Here is a 16,534-nt window from a genome sequence, read left to right as displayed (position 1 = left end):
CATCTATTGGTCAAGATCAGAAATGGCGGTTTCAAAGATATCGGCGGGAAGCCGGTCATCCCGGCCGGAACGATGTGGAATGGATGGGATTATGGGCAGTTCCTTGCAGGATGGTCGGATTACTCGATTTCGGACTTCCGTGAAGTCGATGGAAAACTGATCCACTGGACGCAATCCAAGGATTATGAAGCCAAGCTGTTATACATGAGAAAGCTGCTAAAGGAAGGTTTGTTTGATCTTGAAGCCTTCAACAATACGAGTACAACAGCGAATGAAAAGCTAACGACAGGCAAGCTTGCTGTATTCGGAGCCCAACCGATGTTAGCTGATTTACAAAAAACGCTGTATAAAACGAATCCGGAAATGCAATATGAACTGCTCGGACCGATGAAGAATAAGAACGGAGATATTCGAACGCAGGTTGAGAAACCTGGCCGTTCCGGTTTCCCTGTCCTTTTCCTGAGCGCGAACATCAAAGATCCCGATGCGGCATTGCGGTACATTGATTACGTCAACAGCGATGAAGGCCGATTGCTTGCGTATTTCGGAATCGAAGGAACGCACTATACCATGGAAAACGGGATCCCCCAATGGATTCCGGATGTGAAAAAACAATTCGATGACAACCCGGATCTGAAAAGAGACGCAGGGCTCAATTATCTTCCAGGTAGATTCATCGGGGCATTCTCCAATGATGTCACTTGGCCAACGCCTGAAGATCAAAAAACGAAGTGGCAAAAGCTGGAGGAGAGCTTCTCGGTAAAAATGCCTATCAAAATCATCGACAAAGTCAGTGCCAGCTACCTCGAAAGAGAGTGGCCAAAATATCAGGAATTTATAAGTAAAACCAGCAGTTTGAATTTCGATGATGAATTCAAGAAAGCATTTTTTGCGGCGTCGGATCAAGAAGCTCTAAATATACTTCATAATGTTCAAGAAAAATTTAAAGCTGCCGGCGTCGACGAAATGGCAGAATTCGTAGCTCAAAAAGCTGCGGAAAGAGATGATATAGGGTTCTAATGAAGAAAATTTATCCATGTTGGGATGGCGTCACTGCCATCCCAAATCTCTTTTTAACAGTACTCAAATTCACATGATTTGATTAAACGATTACAGGGGGAAACGCATGTTGAACGTTGCGATGTTAAGTAAGTGGCATGTGCATGCAGCTGATTACGCAAGAAGGTTACAAAACCATGGAAACGTTAAGCTCACGGCCGTCTGGGATGAACAGCCTGAACGCGGAAGCGAATGGGCAGCTGGGTTGGGAACGGATTTCGAAGCGGATTTGGACACTCTGCTAAAGCGGGAAGACATCGATGGAGTCGTGGTTGATGCCCCTACAAGTATGCACGCAGACATCATGGTAGCAGCCGCTCAGGCCGGCAAACACATCTTTACCGAGAAAGCCATGGCGCTTACCACTGAGGAATGCGACCTGGTTTCTGCAGCGGTACGCAAAGCAGGCGTCAAGTTCTGCATTTCATTTCCTGCTCTTACAAGACCACACCAATTGTTCGCGAAGCAGCTGATTGATGGCCATATATTAGGGGACATTACGCTTTTGCGCATTCGTAACGGACACGACGGTGCTTTAAACAATTGGCTGCCGGAATACTGGTATGATGAGAAGCAAACAGGGGGCGGAGCCATGATGGATTTGGGCTGTCATCCGATGTACATCGCAAGTATGCTGCTCGGTAAGCCCAAAAGAATCACATCCATGTTTCATTATTTCACCCATCGGGCAGTAGAAGATAATGCGCAGTGCTCGATTGAGTTCGTAAACAATGCGGTCGCACTGGTCGAAACAAGCCTGGTTACATACAATACTCCTTCTGCTCTTGAGATATACGGTACGGAGGGCACCTTGATCATCTCAGGGGATACCGTCAGAGTCATTTCGAAGAAGCTCGATTTACCTTTTTCCGGATGGATTTCACCCCATCAGCTCCCTCAAGAGCAGCCGCTTCCGATCATCCAATGGGCAGATGCATTAATTCATGACAAGCCGATGCCCTTCGGACTGGAAGACGGGAAGAAATTGACGGAGCTATTGGAAGCGGCATACATCGCTCATAAGGAGAACCGAACGGTAGAGTTCAAGTAACACGGGGGAGGGAATTCAATGAGAACTGTAAAGGTAGGGATCATTGGCTGCGGCATGATTGCGGGCGGCAAACATATGCCGTGTTTGTCCAAGTTAGACAATGTACAGATGGTGGCCTTCTGCGATTTGAAGCCGGAAAGAGCCGAGGAAGCGGCACAAAAATACGGCACACCGGGCGCAAAGGTATTTACTAATTACAAGGAACTGCTTGCGATAGAAGATATTGAAGTCGTACACGTGCTTACACCGAACAGCTCTCATGCGACGATTTCCATTGATGCTCTCGAAAGCGGCAAACATGTCATGTGCGAAAAACCGATGGCGGTCACAGGTGTGGAGGCTAAAGCGATGTACGAAGCCCACTTGCGAACAGGCAAGAAGCTAACCGTCGGATATCAGAATCGTTCCAACGCCAGAAGCCAACTGTTAAAGAAGATGATCACCGATGGGGAGCTTGGAGATATTTATTTTGCCAAAGCTGTCGCTACCCGAAGAAGAGGCGTACCTACATGGGGCGTGTTTCTGGATAAAGAGAAGCAGGGGGGCGGTCCTATGATTGATATTGGAACCCACTCCCTTGATCTGATCCTATGGTTGATGGATAACTATGAACCGGAGAGTGTCGTCGGCAGTGTTTTCCATAAACTGAAATATACCGAAAATGCCGCGAACGAATGGGGAGCCTGGGATCCTAACGAATTCGAAGTCGAAGATTCGGCGTTCGGGTATGTAAAATTTAAAAATGGAGCTACGGTCATCATTGAAACCAGTTGGGCCCTTAACATTGTGGAAGGCGGCGGAAATCTGCTTTGCGGAACGAAGGGAGGAGCTGATTTCACTAAAAATGAACTGCGGATCAACGGCGAGAGGAACGGAAGCTTGTTCCTGAATCATATCGATGTGAATCCGAATGCAAGAGAACGATTCAAAGGAGAAGAAATGACCGATTTCGAGTATGAAGCCAAACAATGGATTCACAGTATCGTGAACGATACCGAACCCTTGGTTAAACCGAGGGAAGCTATGATTGTTTCACAAATCCTTGAAGCGGTGTATATTTCCGCAGATTCAGGAAAAACCGTTTATTTTGATAAGGAATAAGGACGTGATCCGGGGGAGGGTCGAATGGAAGAGAACGGTGAGCTCGATTAATACATTGGCGCAGCCACGACGAAAGATGCTCCGGGCGGATTCGCACAGTTAGAGGTACCGGCTTCTACTTGGGCTGTGTTTGAAGCAGTCGGTCGATATAGCCGTTTTTAAAATGCCGTGCTGGTAAGAAGCATGAATAGCAGATATTTACTTCGAGCATAGTAAAGACGAACTCTACTCAGAAAGGGAGGTCATTCTACATGAATGTTCAAAGAGCACAAGAAATTGCGTCATCTCCCGTAATGGCAAATGTGCTATGTGATGGGATACCGATCTATATTCAACATGTGAATGAGCAGAGTGAGACGGTGCGCATCTATGCGCTGAATAAACCTGAAGAAGAGCGGGAAGTACCTCTGTACTCGTTAACAGAAGAAGAACTGACATCGGAATAAGAAGGGAGGAGAAGCCCAGAAGAATGGAAAAAAATAAACAGAAAGAAATCGAGGCGGATCGTTTGAATTTTCATGACGAGACCGATGACGTGGTCGGACGGGAGCCTGCCACGACGAATGTCGATGATGCCGTCGCTGCGTTGACCTCACATATTTATAAATACGACGTCCCGGATGAGTTAGAGGAAAAGTAATCAAAGGGAAGCGCGCACAGATTAATCTGCTGCGTGCTTTTTATATGTGAGAAATAAGCGGCTGGCCAGACAACAGAATGTCAGTACCGTTTTCATTAAAATTGGAATCCGTTTATAAAAGAATTCATTATGCCGCGATCTTTTCACCTTAACAGATAACCCGTTAGGGTCAAGGGAGAGGAGGACGAGCCTCCACCTCCTAACCAAAGAAAAGGTCAAGAATATTCGATCCCATGGATGATTGTTTGTTGTAAAATTCGGAATAGCCGCAATTTTCGCAATAGACGACGACAAATTGATTGTGCTGGATATCAAACATTTTAGAGAGCCCCGTGCCGGTCATGGCCACCTCTTTGGTCTTGGCGTTTCGGCTGCCGCATTTCACGCATCCCTGTTGTTCATTCATCTCTAAGTACCTCCATATATTCGCGTTCGCGTTTTGTATCCTAATATACGGAACGGGTTCGAGTATGGTTGCAATTTCAAAAGAGGGGAATGGCTTTGTTTAGGCAGTCGACCCAAAAACAGGCTGCCTTCGTTGCGCTAACATACTGTTTAGCGCAACATTACGTCATCGTTCTCGTTATAGTATTTGTCCGCTAAAATATGATAAGAAAGGAATCAATATGATGAAAAAGGTTCTTGCAGGAACGATCGCTGCATTCATTTTATCTGTCTCTTCAACTGCATATGCGGCAGATATGCAAATAAAAATTCAAGGTCATGCGATTGCCTCCGATGTAAAGCCCGAAATGAAAAACAATCGAACGATGGTGCCTTTGCGTTTGATCAGTGAAAATTTGGGAGCCAAGGTCAACTGGTCGGGCTCGGAAGTTACGCTCTCCAAAAACGATATGCGGGTAATCTTAACATTGAAGAGCAAAGCAGCGGTGAAAAATGGTAAACCTGCGATTCTCGATGCAGCGCCATATATCAAGAATAATCGCATCATGGTTCCGCTTCGCTTTATTGCAGAAACGTTCAACGGCAGCGTCGAATACACAAATTCGACCGTATCTGTTGAGCCTGCTCCGTTTGTTCTGGACGGCGTGAAGGTGACGGCATTGCAGAACGAAGTTTACTATACCATGGGCAGCATCGTAGAACAAATAAATGGGAGTGCCTATAACGAAGCGATCTATCATATTTTTGAAAACAAGGGAAGTAAGGTGGATGCCCCTGCCAGGTACACATCGAGTGTTATCGAGCTTACGTCGGGGGCCTATTACATGAGTGGACAGTTTGATTTTTTGGATCAAAAAGGGAACAGCATTAAACGGTTTGATGTCTATACATTATCTCATCCCAAGGGCGATCCCGATGTGATGTTATATGATGCGACGGAGAACCAATGGTATCTGTTTACCTATTCAGCCGTTCAATCCATTTACCAATTCATGAATACTGCCGGACAGAACGGTTTTCTGACGAAGATCAGCGATACAAATCCATAAGACAACCGGAACAAGTAGGCAGCCTATCTAAGGATGGGCTGCTTTTTCTGTAATCTACTCTAATGTAAGGTTTTATTTTTACGCTTTTAAGCGAAAATCCTTGACTGACCGTTAACGTTAAGCCTTATACTCAACTAAACATGAAATCATGACTGAGGAGACAACAAAGACCAGGAAAGGAGAGGAGATCGGAGAAAAAAGGATGAGCTGCACCACCGGTCATGTAGGCCTGTGATCGGACAACATATCAGAAAAATAGAAACAATACTAGGAACGGGGACTTTATTCATAATGACAAAAAATAATCATTGGAATGTATTTAGCCTGGCTTTGTTGTTGGGTATATTTTCGACGTTAGGCCCATTTACGATTGATATGTACTTACCGGCATTTCCTGAAATCGCACAGAATTTCGGAACAAGCGCATCACTCGTCCAATTTAGCCTGACGGCTTGTTTGCTTGGACTAGGCATCGGTCAGCTCGTTATGGGCTCGCTCAGCGATGTGTATGGCAGACGAAATCCACTGCTGATTTCCATGGCCGTATATATCATCTCCTCGTTGGCTTGCGCATTCGCACCGAATGTTGGACTACTCATCCTGTTCCGGTTTGCCCAAGGGTTTGCCGCTTCCGCGGGAATCGTCATCTCGCGCGCAATAGCCCGCGACCTATACAGCGGTCACGAGCTTACTAAATTTTTCTCTTTGCTTTTGCTCGTAGGTAATTTGGGTCCCCTTGCAGCACCGATTGCAGGCAGCGGCATTCTTTCGTTCACGACGTGGGTTGGCGTGTTTATCGCACTGTCCCTGCTGGGAATTTACTTATTGGCGATGACAAAATGGCGTTTGAAGGAGACGCTCCCGGCGGAAAGACGCGAGAAACCCAACTTCGCAAACCAGTTGCGCGGCTACGGACGGCTCTTGCGTGATCGCCGGTTTGTCGGCTATATGCTGGCACAGGGGATCATGATCGCCGGCGTCTTTGCGTATGTTTCGGGAACGCCTTTTATCTATCAAAATATTTATGGCGTCACACCGGCCGTTTTCGCTTTCCTTTTCGGATCGAACGGCATCAGCTTGATTATCGGATCGCAATTGGTCGGGCGGATGGCGCATCGAATTTCTGAACAGACATTTCTGTTATTTGGCCTCTGGGTGGCCTTATTGGCAAGCATCGCCGTGCTCGTGGTCGCTGCGGTCCATGGTCCGCTTTTCACCTTGGTCATCCCCCTGTTTTTCTTTGTTTGTTCAATAGGCATGACATCAACTGCGGCATTTCCGCTTGCCATGGAGAGACAGGCGAATATGGCGGGTAGTGCTGCCGCGCTGCTGGGTGTCATTCCTTTTCTTCTAGGTGCGGTGGTTGCTCCATTGGTCGGGATTGCGGGCGAAAACACCGCCGTTCCGCTAGGCGTAATTATTGTAGTTACGAGCGCTGCAGCCATGCTCGCTTATTTCGGTCTGGTTAGAAAAGCTCCGCATAAAGCATCACAACAAGCCCTGTCCGGGCCTGATTTTTAGAGTGGATGTGTGCAGCAGTTAATCTCCAACATGCATCTGTCAGTAGGATAATTGGGAAAAAAGCCAAGATGGGGAAAGCAGCTTTATGAACTGAATATGAAGTGAATTCAGCATGCGGCCCCCCGTTCATATATAATGTAAAGAAAAGGAGGGGGCCCTATGTCTCGATTGGATCTTGCCATTGAATTCGCCGCGGCCGCGCACCGGGATCAGCTTCGGAAGGGGACGGACATTCCTTATATCAGCCACCCGTACGGGGTAGCCATGATTCTGCAGCAGGCGAAATGCAGCGAGGACGTTGTCATCGGCGGCCTGCTTCACGATACGCTGGAGGATACGGACACGACGGAGGAGGAGCTTCACAGCCGTTTCGGCAGCGAGGTTCTCCGCCTGGTGCAGGGAGCGTCGGAGCCGGATAAATCGGCGCCTTGGGAAGCGCGGAAGGAGCATACGCTGACATTTTTGAAAAGCGCCGATTTGCCTCTCAGGCAGCTCTCTTGTGCGGATAAGCTTCATAACCTGCGTTCCACCCTCCGGGATTTTGACGCTCACGGGGATGCGGTATGGAGACGCTTCAAACGCGGTTATGAGCAGCAGAAATGGTATTACACGAGTTTGGTCGAAAGCCTGGGATACGCCTCGCGCTTTCCGCTGCTGGATACGTTTCAGGACGAAGTGGAGCATTTTTTCTTGCAGCTGGAGCTTCCGGAAGCCATTCGCCGCGTCCGGCGGGACAAAAAGCTGTATGATTTGGTTTTTCAGAGTCTATATGACGAGCTGGATCAATCGGAGCCGCCTGCGCACGAGCCTGTGACCCTGGAGGAATGGAAGCGCGCCGTGTTCGGCTGGAGCCGGAGGTACAGGGAAGGGCTGGGGGACAGCTTGGAGCGCAAGCAGGCGATGTACCACTATCTCACGTCGCGCGGCATCGATTTCGAGATAAATTCGGAAGGGACGGATAGGATCATCTCGGTCTGCGTGGCGTTGAAGGAGAGGTTCCATCTGTATCCGCATGAGGTGTATCACCATCTGTACCGCAATGTGAAAAAGGGAGTCCTCTAGCCGGAACGGCTGGAATACGGAAAAATACAGCGCCAAGAAAACACCACGCGGGAGTTGATGAGATTTCCACCGGAAACCGATATAAAGGGCAAAGGAGGTGGCATGATGGATATTGCGGCTTTGTCTACATCGATGAGCCAGGCGGCGCTGCACGAGCAGGTCGGCGTAGCGGTGCTTCGCATGGCCAAGGGCCAGGCGGAATTGCAGGGGCAGAACCTGATTCAGATGATGGAAAAGAGCATCGACCCCAACCTGGGCAAGAAGCTGGACATTTCGATTTGATCTCAAATGGCGCGTTGTACATGTGCGTAAGCCCATGCATGTAGCGGATGCCGTTGGAAACGAGAACATAGAGAGCATGCGGATCGACCGCGTGCTCTTTTTTTTGTTTTTTTGACCTGGCTTTCTCTAGACCATGCCAACTCTCTCACAAAGATCCGAATCCGGTTAACTTTATGGTCTTTATAAGATATGTAACAAGTCATACCCCGCCGCCGCCCCGCATAATTTTTAATCAAGCCCATATGGCTTGTTCCGCGATCGGTCTTTGGATTCAGTGGCTTCATGGCCGCTTCAAAACGGATACGATAATCCTATTTTCACATACAATATTCAAATCAAGTAAACCGCTTACATGTTAATCTATCGGTAAGCTGGCCGCCATGCTTTGATGAATGAATTGCCGGCCGGCCGCAAGGGCGGCGGGCGCGTCATTCCGAGGGCGTTAGCCGGTCACCTATATAACTTTATGCCATCCGGAGCTGCATCATCCGGATGCGAACTAACGGAGGGAAGAGACGATGTCCAAAACGATTGTAGCCGTCATCGGCTGCGGAACGATTGCGAACAATGCGCATATCCCGGCTTACATGGCGAACGAGGATGCGGAGATCAAGTATTTTTGCGACATCCGCAAGGAGCGGGCCGAGAAGGCGGTAGAGGAGTACGGCTGCGGCTCGGCGGTGGAGGATTACCATACGGTACTGGAGGACCCGGAAGTCGTGGCGGTGTCGATCTGTACGCCGAATAACGTCCATGCATCGATTGCGATCGACTGCATGCGCGCGGGCAAGCATGTGCTGTGCGAGAAGCCGGCGGCCCGGACGTACAAGGAGGCGCTCGAAATGCAGCGCGTGCAGCACGAGACCGGCATGACGCTGAACATCGGCGTCGTCAACCGCTTCAATAAAGGCGTCAACATCATCAAGCAGATGATCGAAAGCGGCGAGCTCGGCGAGCTGTACCACGTCGTGGTCAGCTTCCGCGCGCATCGCTCCATTCCCGGACTCGGCGGCGACTTCACGACCAAGGCAGTCGCGGGCGGCGGGGCGCTGATCGATTGGGGCGTGCATTATCTTGATATTGTGATGTACTGTACGGGCGATCCGCGGCCGAAGACGGTGACGGGACAGGCGTATTCCAAGCTGGGACAGGATTTGCGGAATTATGCATACCTCAGCATGTGGGCGGGGCCGCCGAATTATGAGGGCAGTTACGACGTGGACGATTTCGTGACCGCGATGATCCGGACCGAAGGACCGTCGATTTCGCTCAACGGCGCCTGGGCGCAAAACATCGGCGTGGAGGAGACGTACATCGATTTCCTCGGCGACAAGGCGGGCATCCGCCTCCAGTACGGCAAGGAGTTTACGCTCTATTCGGCCAAGCACGGCGCCTTGATCGAAAGCACGCCGAGCTATACGAAGACCAACGCGTTCCAAGAGGAGATCGACGGCTTTATCGCGGGCATCCATTCAGGCGAAAAGCTGCCGTCGCACATCGATACCGTGATCCTGACCGCACAAATGATCGAGGCGATTTACGAATCGTCGAGCGAAGGCCGCGAGGTATCCCTGGTGAAGGCGGGCGCGGAGGCATGAAGAAAATCGGCTTTATCGACTACTACCTGGACGAATGGCATGCCAATCAATACCCCGGATGGATCAAGGAAGCCTCGGGCGGGGCGATGGAGGTCGCGTTTGCGCATGCGGTCAAGGACGCGGAGCATGGACTGACCAACCGGGATTGGTGCGCCAAGCACGGCGTGGTTTGGTGCGCTACGATCGAAGAGGTCATCGAACGAAGCGACTACCTCATTGTGCTGTCGCCCGACAACCCGGAGCAGCATGAGGCGCTGGCGGCGCTGCCGCTCGCTTCCGGGAAGCCGACGTACGTGGACAAGACGTTCGCGCCTGACCGAGAGGCTGCGCTGCGCCTGTTCGAGCGGGCCGCGCAGCATCACACGCCGCTGTATTCCTCATCCGCGCTGCGTTATGCCGACGAATACGGGGATGTCGAGCGCGCGGGGATTCGGGTGATTTCAAGCCTCGGGCCGGGCTCGTTCGAGAACTACTCGATCCACCAGATCGAGCCGGTCGTTGCGTTGATGGGTCCGGACGCGAAGCGTGTCATGTTCATCGGCACGGAAGCCGCGCCGGCCCTGCTGATCGAATTTGCGGGCGGCCGCCAGGCCACGATTCAGCAGCCGGGTGCCGGCTGCCCGTTCATGATGGCCGTCAACTACGATTCGGGCGCCTGCCGCGTCGCGCAGCCGGCTTCGGATTATTTTCAGCGGTTCATCCGGGATTTGGTGGCGTTCTTCGAGACGGGCCATGCGAGCGTGCCGCCTGCCGAGACGGTCGCCATCATGTCGATCATCGAAAACGGATGGATCGCCGCCAAGCAGCCGTATCGCTGGATCGATCTGCCGGGGAGCTGATAAGCGGCAAGAACAGACAAAGCAGCCATTTTCGCAGAGGGAAATGGCTGCTTTGCGTTGCGCCCATTAAAGAAGCAGCCGACGGCAGTTGGCTGACTCTATTTGCAATCTCCATGGAGACTTGTTGATAGCGCACGGCAGCGCTGGAACGAGTCTCCGGAGATTTTTTTTGCATTGGGAAGAGTTCGCTCACAGGTTGTGCGCTAAACCCCCTTCGACTTTTCAACCGGCACACGCCCGGTCTTTTTCCGAACCAGCCGAGCCATGACCCGCCAGCTCCACGGACCAAGCACCGCCAGCGTGGGAGCGTCGACGAACCGGCAGAAAAAATGAGCTACTGCAAAGATGAAAGGAGTTGTTAGGATAACGGTGAGGGCTGTGCTGACGCCGTACGGGAACAGGAGGTGAAGTTGATAGAACAGATAGGACCCGAGGGAGCAAATCATGGTGAAATGAACCAGGTATAGCGAAAAGGATACGCGGCCGAGATAGAGGAAGGGCTGCCGGCCGAACAGCGTTTTGAGACGGGGTGAGATCAGCAGGGCCGTCAAGGTAAGGCAAGCGCCCAGCGTGTGGTAGAACACGAAGAACGAAAAGGTGGACGAGCCCTTCCATACGAGAATGGAGTAGATGGTATTGCCGGTCCCCACGTAGGGAAAAGAGCCGAGATACAGCCCGGCGCTCAACAAAAGGGGAGCGCTCCAGGAGGGGAGTACGGCGGTCAACCGGTTGCGGCCGCTGCTGTACGTCAGGTCGCTGAGCGCCATGCCGAGCACGAAGCCGAGGTAATAGGAATCGGCGAGCAGCACCGCAAGAACCGCGTAACCGATGATCCGCAGCCTGAAGCGGCCGAGGGTCAGCAGAAACCCGAAGATGAGGAAGGAGCCCAGCAGCTCGTACGTCATCGTCCATAACACGGGATTGTAAGCGGATCCATAAGTGAAGAAGGTATGCAGCAAGGCCTCCCGGATCATGTCGAGAACGCGGGGGCTGGCCGTGAACGGATCGGGCATCGATGACCACGTCATTTGGCGGATGTCTTCATAGAATCCCAAGCCCAGCCGCATGACGGCGAAAGCGAGGCAAACCGACAGCGAAGCCGGAAGGGCGAGCCGGAAAAACCTGCGCAGCGCGGACGCGTAGATATGCATCTTGTCCTTCGTGAGAAAATAGCGCCAGCTCAGCACGTAACCGCTCAGCACGAAAAAGACGCAAACCGAGAAGTTGCCGTTGAACATCAGGTTCAACGGCGTGCGCGCGGCCAAGCCTTCGAAGGGAAAATGGGCAATTTCCGGTTTTCCTTCGAAAACGGACGGCGCGAAAACCTGGCAAAAGTGGGAAACCACGACCACGCAGGCCGCCAGCCCTCTCAATCCATCCAAATAAGCGATTTTATTCTTCATGCAAGCACAAGCCTCCCTCGATTTTTGAATCTCATTCTAGGCGATTCGCGAAGGGAAAGATTGTACTTCCGTATCGAATTCCAACGGCCCGAAACGGGCGTTGAAGCGAAAAAGGCCGTCATTCCAGGGAACAACAGAGAGGAGTCATGCGAAAATGAAAAAGCTCGATATCGATCGATTGACCCGCGCCGGGGTCATTTATTTCAACTCCAAGCTCGAGATGCTGGCAGATTTGCACTGCAAAATGTACCGGATGACCACGCTCGTCAGCTTGTCGACCCATTTTCATGATTATTATCAGATTTGGTACATATCCAAAGGCGAATTCATGCACACGATCGGCAACCGGCAGTACCGGATCCGTAAGGGTGATTTGTTCCTCGTTCCCCCCTTTACGCTGCATCGCGTGCAGGCCTTCGAGGAGGAAGTGGAGATCCTCGGCTGCGAATTCATGCCCTCCTTCATCAATGAGCGCTTCGCGGATCCTTCGGGAGAACGAAGGTTTTTTGACGCCGAATATTTGAGGCATTTTTCGCAGTCGGACTGCACCCCGCATTCGCAGATCGTCTTCGACGGCGTCACGGACGGCAGGATTCGCAGCCTCCTCCTGGACATGCTCGGAGAATACGAGGAGCGGACGCCTTTTTTCGAAATCATGCTGAAGGCCAGCCTCCTGCAGCTGCTGTCGATTCTCATCCGCCAGGTGAACGGGGAGCTGGTGAAGGCCGGGTTCCAAAAAATCGAAAGATACCGCGACACGATGAACAAGGTCGTCGAATACATTGACCGGAATGCGCATGAGGACATCAAGCTGGAGCATATCTGCGCCATATCCAACATGTCGAAGCCGACGATTTGCCGGCTGTTCAAGGAGTGGACAGGCAAAACCTTCAACCGCTACCTCGTCGATTTGCGCATATCCAACGCGCTCGTCCTGCTGCAGCGGCCGTCCATGTCCATCACGGACGTATGTTATGCCACGGGGTTCAACGAGCTTGCGTATTTTTGCCGGATCTTCAAAAAATACACGGGCATTTCCCCGAACCAGTTTCGGAAACAGGTAGTGGGCAAATCATTTAATTTTTAACGATAATCCAATTACTAGAGACAATAGTGAAATTAACTAAAACGCTTACATGATACCATGTGGGTAGTTGATGGCGGCAAGCGCGCTCTCCGCGTCGCTGCCGCCCTAAGATTAAGGAGGGAAGAGACATGTTGCGAAAAGGGAGTACATGGGGGCTCATCATGGTGTTCCTGCTGGCGGCCGTCCTGTCGGGCTGCGGAGGAGGCAAAGATTCGGCAGCAAGCGGCCAGGAAGGCGGCGAAGCAGCGAAGGGGGGCGATGCTCCGAAAGAAAAGGTGCAGCTGAGCTTCTGGTACGGCTGGACCGGCCCGGAGGCGGAAGCCCTCGAAAAATTGATCAAGAAATGGAATGACGCCAATCCGGACATTCAGGTGAAAGGACTGTCCCAGAGCGATTACCAGAAGCAGCTGACGGCGATTACCGGAGGCAACCCGCCGGATGTCGCGTCCAACTTCGGTCAGGACGTCGTGCCGTGGGGCGAACGCGGGGCCATGATGCCGCTGGACGACTTCATCCGGAAGGACAACGTCGACCTCGGCGACTTCGTGCCCGCTGCGCTGAGCTCTTCCCAGGCGAGCGGCAAAACGTACGCTTTACCGATCGCAATGCACGTCTCAATGCTTTTCTATAACAAGGAGCTGCTGGAGAAGGCCGGCTTTAGCGGTCCGCCGGAGACGATGGGGCAGCTGAAGGAGTACATTACGAAGCTGAGCATCAAGGAGGATGGAGGCAAGCTGCAGCAGCTGGGCCTGTGGCCCGGCGTCGATGCCTATACATTCAGCTATGCCTACGGTGGTTCCTACTACGACGCGGACAAGAAGCAGGTCACGCCGGATGATGCCGGAGTCAAGAAGGCGGTGGAATTCGGCAAAGGCATCTGGGACCAATTCGGATCGAAGGAGCTCGACCGTTTCGCATCCGGCTTGGGGCAGTACATGTCGCCGCAAAATCCGTTCTTCACGGGGAAATACGCGATGACGATCGATGGCGAATGGCTGCCGACGTTCATTAAGCAGTACGCCCCGAACCTGAAATACGGCATTGCGCCTATTCCTTATGATGAGAGCAAGCCGGACCTGAAGGACCCGGGCAACGTGACGACGAGCGTCTTTTACATTCCGAAGGGCGTGAAGCATCCGGAGGAATCGTGGAAGTTTCTGAAATGGATGGCCGACCCGGAACAGATGGCGGAGTTCACCGCGGCCATCGGCAACCTGCCGACCCGAACCTCGCTGCAGACGCATGAAAGCTATAAGGAAGTGCCGGGATTCCAGGAGTTTTTGAAGTATTCCTCCAGCCCGAACCTGCACTCCTTCCCGGCCACATCCTTTTCGACGGAGTACATGACGGAATTCTCGAACCAGTATAACGCCATCCTGCGCGGAGATGTCGGCCTGGATGAAGGGCTGAAAAGGGTGAAGGACAAAATTCAGCCTCTCGTCAAATAATCCGGTTCTTTGTACCAGGCTAAGGTCCGCTCCACGGGCCTTAGCCTGGCATTCCAACGATCACGAGGAGGACGTGCAGATGATTGAAACGGTATCCGCGGCGCCGCCGAAGCGGAGAAGGGGCTGGACGAGAAAGGAATGGCATTATTTTTGGTTGGGGCTGGTCTTTGCCTCCCCATGGATCATCGGTTTTCTGGTTTTTACCGTGTATCCTTTCTTCAGTTCCCTCTACTTCAGCTTGACGGAATACGATCTGTTCAATCCCCCGAAATGGGTGGGCATGGACAATTACGCCGCGATCATGAAAGACCGCAATTTCTATAAATCGATCAGCAACACGCTCTTCATGGCATTCATATCCGTTCCGGTCACGCTGTTTAGCTCGCTGCTCATCGCGCTGCTGCTGAACTTCAAGGTGAAGGGCATCCGCTATTACCGCACGATCTTTTATCTCCCGGCCGTCATTCCGGGCGTGGCCAGCGCCCTGCTCTGGACCTGGATGCTGAATCCGGACTTCGGCCTGGTCAACATTTTTCTGCGCTGGGCGCATCTTCCCGATCCGGCCTGGCTGCTCGACCCCCGGTTCACCAAGCCATCCTTGATCCTAATGGGGCTCTGGGGCTCCGGTGCGGGGGCGCTCATCTTCCTCGCGGCGTTGCAGGGCGTTCCTCAAACCTACTACGAAGCGGCCCAGGTCGACGGCGCCAACTGGTGGCACCGGTTCTGGAGAATCACGGTACCGGCGCTGTCGCCGATCATTTTGTTCCAGCTGATCATGGGGCTTATCGGGGCTTTTCAAATTTTCACGGAATCCTACATTCTGGCTGGCGGCAAGTCAAGCGGAGGCGCTCTCGGCGGACCCGGGCAGTCGTTATTGTTCTATGCCGTCAATTTATACCAGGAGGCTTTCATTAATCTGAAAATGGGATATGCCTCGGCGCTGGCCTGGATCCTGTTCGTGATCGTCATGCTGATTACGCTGCTGGTCCTGAAAACGTCCAAACGCTGGGTCTACTACGGAGGTGAATAGCGGATGAGCGCCGCAAAAATGCTTCGCACCAAAATTTTTCCGCATACGATGCTGATATTGTTCGCGTTCTTCTTCCTGTTTCCGTTTATCTGGCTCGTGTTCACCTCGCTCAAGTCGTCGAACGAAATTTTCGAGCTGCCGCCGCGCATCCTGCCGGCGTCGTTTCAATGGTCGAATTACAAAGCCGCGTTCGAGACAGTACCGTTCGGACATTACATGCTGAACACCCTGGTCATCTGCGTCCTATGCATCGTCGGGCAGCTGTTCGCCTCGCCGCTGGTGGCGTATTCGATTTCCCGGATTCCTTGGGCTGGGAGCAAAATCATTTTCGCGATCGTCCTGGCGACGATGATTCTGCCGTCGCAGGTGCAGCTGATTCCGCAATACATCATTTTCGCCAAGCTGGGCTGGGTCAACACGATCCTGCCGCTGACGATCGGGGCGTTCTTCGGCGCGCCGTTCTACATTTTCCTGCTCAGGCAGTTTCTGCTCGGCATTCCGAGGGAGCTGTCCGAAGCCGCGAAAATGGACGGGGCCTCGGAGCTGCGCATCTATTCCCAGATCATTATGCCGACCTTGAAGCCGGCGCTGGCGACGGTTGCCTTGTTTACCTTTGTGGGAGCCTATACGGATTTTATGGGACCGCTCATTTATTTGAACGATGCCGCGAAGTGGACGCTGACGCTCGGCCTGCAGGGATTCCAGCAGGATCACGGGGCGCAGTGGGAAAAGCTGATGGCCGCGTCGACGATTATGGCGATTCCGATGATTTTGCTCTACTTTTTCGGACAGAAATACTATATGCAGTCCGGGTCGGCGTTTACGGGGTTCAAGTAGGGATTGGACGGGGCGCAGGGCTAAAGCTTTTTCTAAAAGGGAGAGAGTTCTCCCGATGCACCGAGGCTGGTTGGATTTCCGACCAGCCTTTTTTTCGATGGTTCAACATCGAAACTTTGCGG

Annotated in this window: 17 protein-coding genes and 1 pseudogene; 16 read left to right on the top strand and 2 right to left on the bottom strand. The window is 52.2% G+C overall.

Annotated elements, in window-relative coordinates:
• Positions 1-204: 204 nt before the first annotated feature.
• The 6 genes and pseudogenes from PCH05_RS20995 to PCH05_RS27400 all read left to right on the top strand — a co-directional run bounded on the left by PCH05_RS20995 (position 205) and on the right by PCH05_RS27400 (position 3,851).
• The gene (locus PCH05_RS20995) at positions 205-1,020 is read left to right on the top strand and encodes a type 2 periplasmic-binding domain-containing protein (protein ID WP_246049833.1); all 816 of its coding nucleotides are present in this window, start codon (positions 205-207) and stop codon (positions 1,018-1,020) included.
• Positions 1,021-1,141: 121 nt separating this feature from the next.
• A complete protein-coding gene (locus tag PCH05_RS20990; RefSeq protein WP_246049831.1) occupies positions 1,142-2,110 on the top strand; it encodes a Gfo/Idh/MocA family protein in 969 nt (322 codons plus the stop codon).
• 18 nt (positions 2,111-2,128) lie between these two features.
• Positions 2,129-3,211, top strand: coding sequence for a Gfo/Idh/MocA family protein (locus PCH05_RS20985; protein ID WP_127605510.1), 1,083 nt, complete (start codon positions 2,129-2,131; stop codon positions 3,209-3,211).
• A gap of 15 nt (positions 3,212-3,226) precedes the next feature.
• Positions 3,227-3,361 (top strand): annotated as a pseudogene (locus PCH05_RS20980) (AraC family transcriptional regulator); the annotation flags it as partial.
• A gap of 101 nt (positions 3,362-3,462) precedes the next feature.
• A complete protein-coding gene (locus tag PCH05_RS20975; protein WP_127605508.1) occupies positions 3,463-3,657 on the top strand; it encodes an H-type small acid-soluble spore protein in 195 nt (64 codons plus the stop codon).
• A 23-nt stretch (positions 3,658-3,680) separates the two neighbouring features.
• On the top strand, positions 3,681-3,851 hold the full coding sequence (locus PCH05_RS27400; protein WP_164766745.1) for a hypothetical protein: 171 nt from the start codon (positions 3,681-3,683) through the stop codon (positions 3,849-3,851).
• Between the two features lie 199 nt (positions 3,852-4,050).
• On the opposite strand, the gene PCH05_RS20970 is transcribed toward PCH05_RS27400, so the two are convergent.
• On the bottom strand, positions 4,051-4,257 hold the full coding sequence (locus PCH05_RS20970; RefSeq protein ID WP_105441725.1) for a zinc ribbon domain-containing protein: 207 nt from the start codon (positions 4,255-4,257) through the stop codon (positions 4,051-4,053).
• A gap of 220 nt (positions 4,258-4,477) precedes the next feature.
• Here PCH05_RS20970 and PCH05_RS20965 point away from each other — a divergent pair, with 220 nt between their 5' ends.
• From PCH05_RS20965 to PCH05_RS20940, 6 genes are all read left to right on the top strand, one after another.
• Complete coding sequence (locus PCH05_RS20965; RefSeq protein WP_307719564.1) at positions 4,478-5,305, top strand: copper amine oxidase N-terminal domain-containing protein; 828 nt, start codon at positions 4,478-4,480, stop codon at positions 5,303-5,305.
• Positions 5,306-5,596: 291 nt separating this feature from the next.
• Positions 5,597-6,826, top strand: coding sequence for a multidrug effflux MFS transporter (locus PCH05_RS20960; protein ID WP_127605539.1), 1,230 nt, complete (start codon positions 5,597-5,599; stop codon positions 6,824-6,826).
• A gap of 159 nt (positions 6,827-6,985) precedes the next feature.
• Positions 6,986-7,888 (top strand): HD domain-containing protein, encoded by a 903-nt coding sequence (locus PCH05_RS20955; protein WP_127605504.1) that lies wholly within the window; start codon positions 6,986-6,988, stop codon positions 7,886-7,888.
• A 57-nt stretch (positions 7,889-7,945) separates the two neighbouring features.
• On the top strand, positions 7,946-8,170 hold the full coding sequence (locus PCH05_RS20950; RefSeq protein ID WP_246049829.1) for a YjfB family protein: 225 nt from the start codon (positions 7,946-7,948) through the stop codon (positions 8,168-8,170).
• 518 nt (positions 8,171-8,688) lie between these two features.
• Positions 8,689-9,768, top strand: coding sequence for a Gfo/Idh/MocA family protein (locus PCH05_RS20945; protein WP_127605502.1), 1,080 nt, complete (start codon positions 8,689-8,691; stop codon positions 9,766-9,768).
• Complete coding sequence (locus tag PCH05_RS20940) at positions 9,765-10,607, top strand: Gfo/Idh/MocA family oxidoreductase (protein ID WP_127605500.1); 843 nt, start codon at positions 9,765-9,767, stop codon at positions 10,605-10,607. The genes PCH05_RS20945 and PCH05_RS20940 overlap by 4 nt, the downstream gene beginning before the upstream one ends.
• 203 nt (positions 10,608-10,810) lie before the next feature.
• Here the strand turns inward: PCH05_RS20940 and PCH05_RS20935 are convergent, their stop codons facing one another.
• Positions 10,811-12,010, bottom strand: a complete 1,200-nt coding sequence (locus PCH05_RS20935) for an acyltransferase family protein (RefSeq protein WP_127605498.1) — start codon at positions 12,008-12,010, stop codon at positions 10,811-10,813.
• 154 nt (positions 12,011-12,164) lie between these two features.
• Here PCH05_RS20935 and PCH05_RS20930 point away from each other — a divergent pair, with 154 nt between their 5' ends.
• From PCH05_RS20930 to PCH05_RS20915, 4 genes are all read left to right on the top strand, one after another.
• Positions 12,165-13,097, top strand: coding sequence for a helix-turn-helix transcriptional regulator (locus tag PCH05_RS20930; RefSeq protein WP_127605496.1), 933 nt, complete (start codon positions 12,165-12,167; stop codon positions 13,095-13,097).
• Between the two features lie 128 nt (positions 13,098-13,225).
• Positions 13,226-14,545, top strand: coding sequence for an ABC transporter substrate-binding protein (locus PCH05_RS20925; protein ID WP_127605494.1), 1,320 nt, complete (start codon positions 13,226-13,228; stop codon positions 14,543-14,545).
• Positions 14,546-14,624: 79 nt separating this feature from the next.
• Entirely contained in the window at positions 14,625-15,575 is a 951-nt protein-coding gene (locus tag PCH05_RS20920) for a carbohydrate ABC transporter permease (RefSeq protein WP_127605492.1), read from the top strand.
• A 3-nt stretch (positions 15,576-15,578) separates the two neighbouring features.
• Complete coding sequence (locus PCH05_RS20915; protein WP_164766744.1) at positions 15,579-16,412, top strand: carbohydrate ABC transporter permease; 834 nt, start codon at positions 15,579-15,581, stop codon at positions 16,410-16,412.
• The last annotated feature ends 122 nt before the right edge of the window (positions 16,413-16,534 follow it).

This window comes from Paenibacillus chibensis (assembly GCF_004001045.1).
Taxonomy (GTDB): Bacteria; Bacillota; Bacilli; order Paenibacillales; family Paenibacillaceae; genus Paenibacillus_AQ; species Paenibacillus_AQ chibensis.
This window is presented reverse-complemented; position numbering and strand designations above follow the sequence as displayed.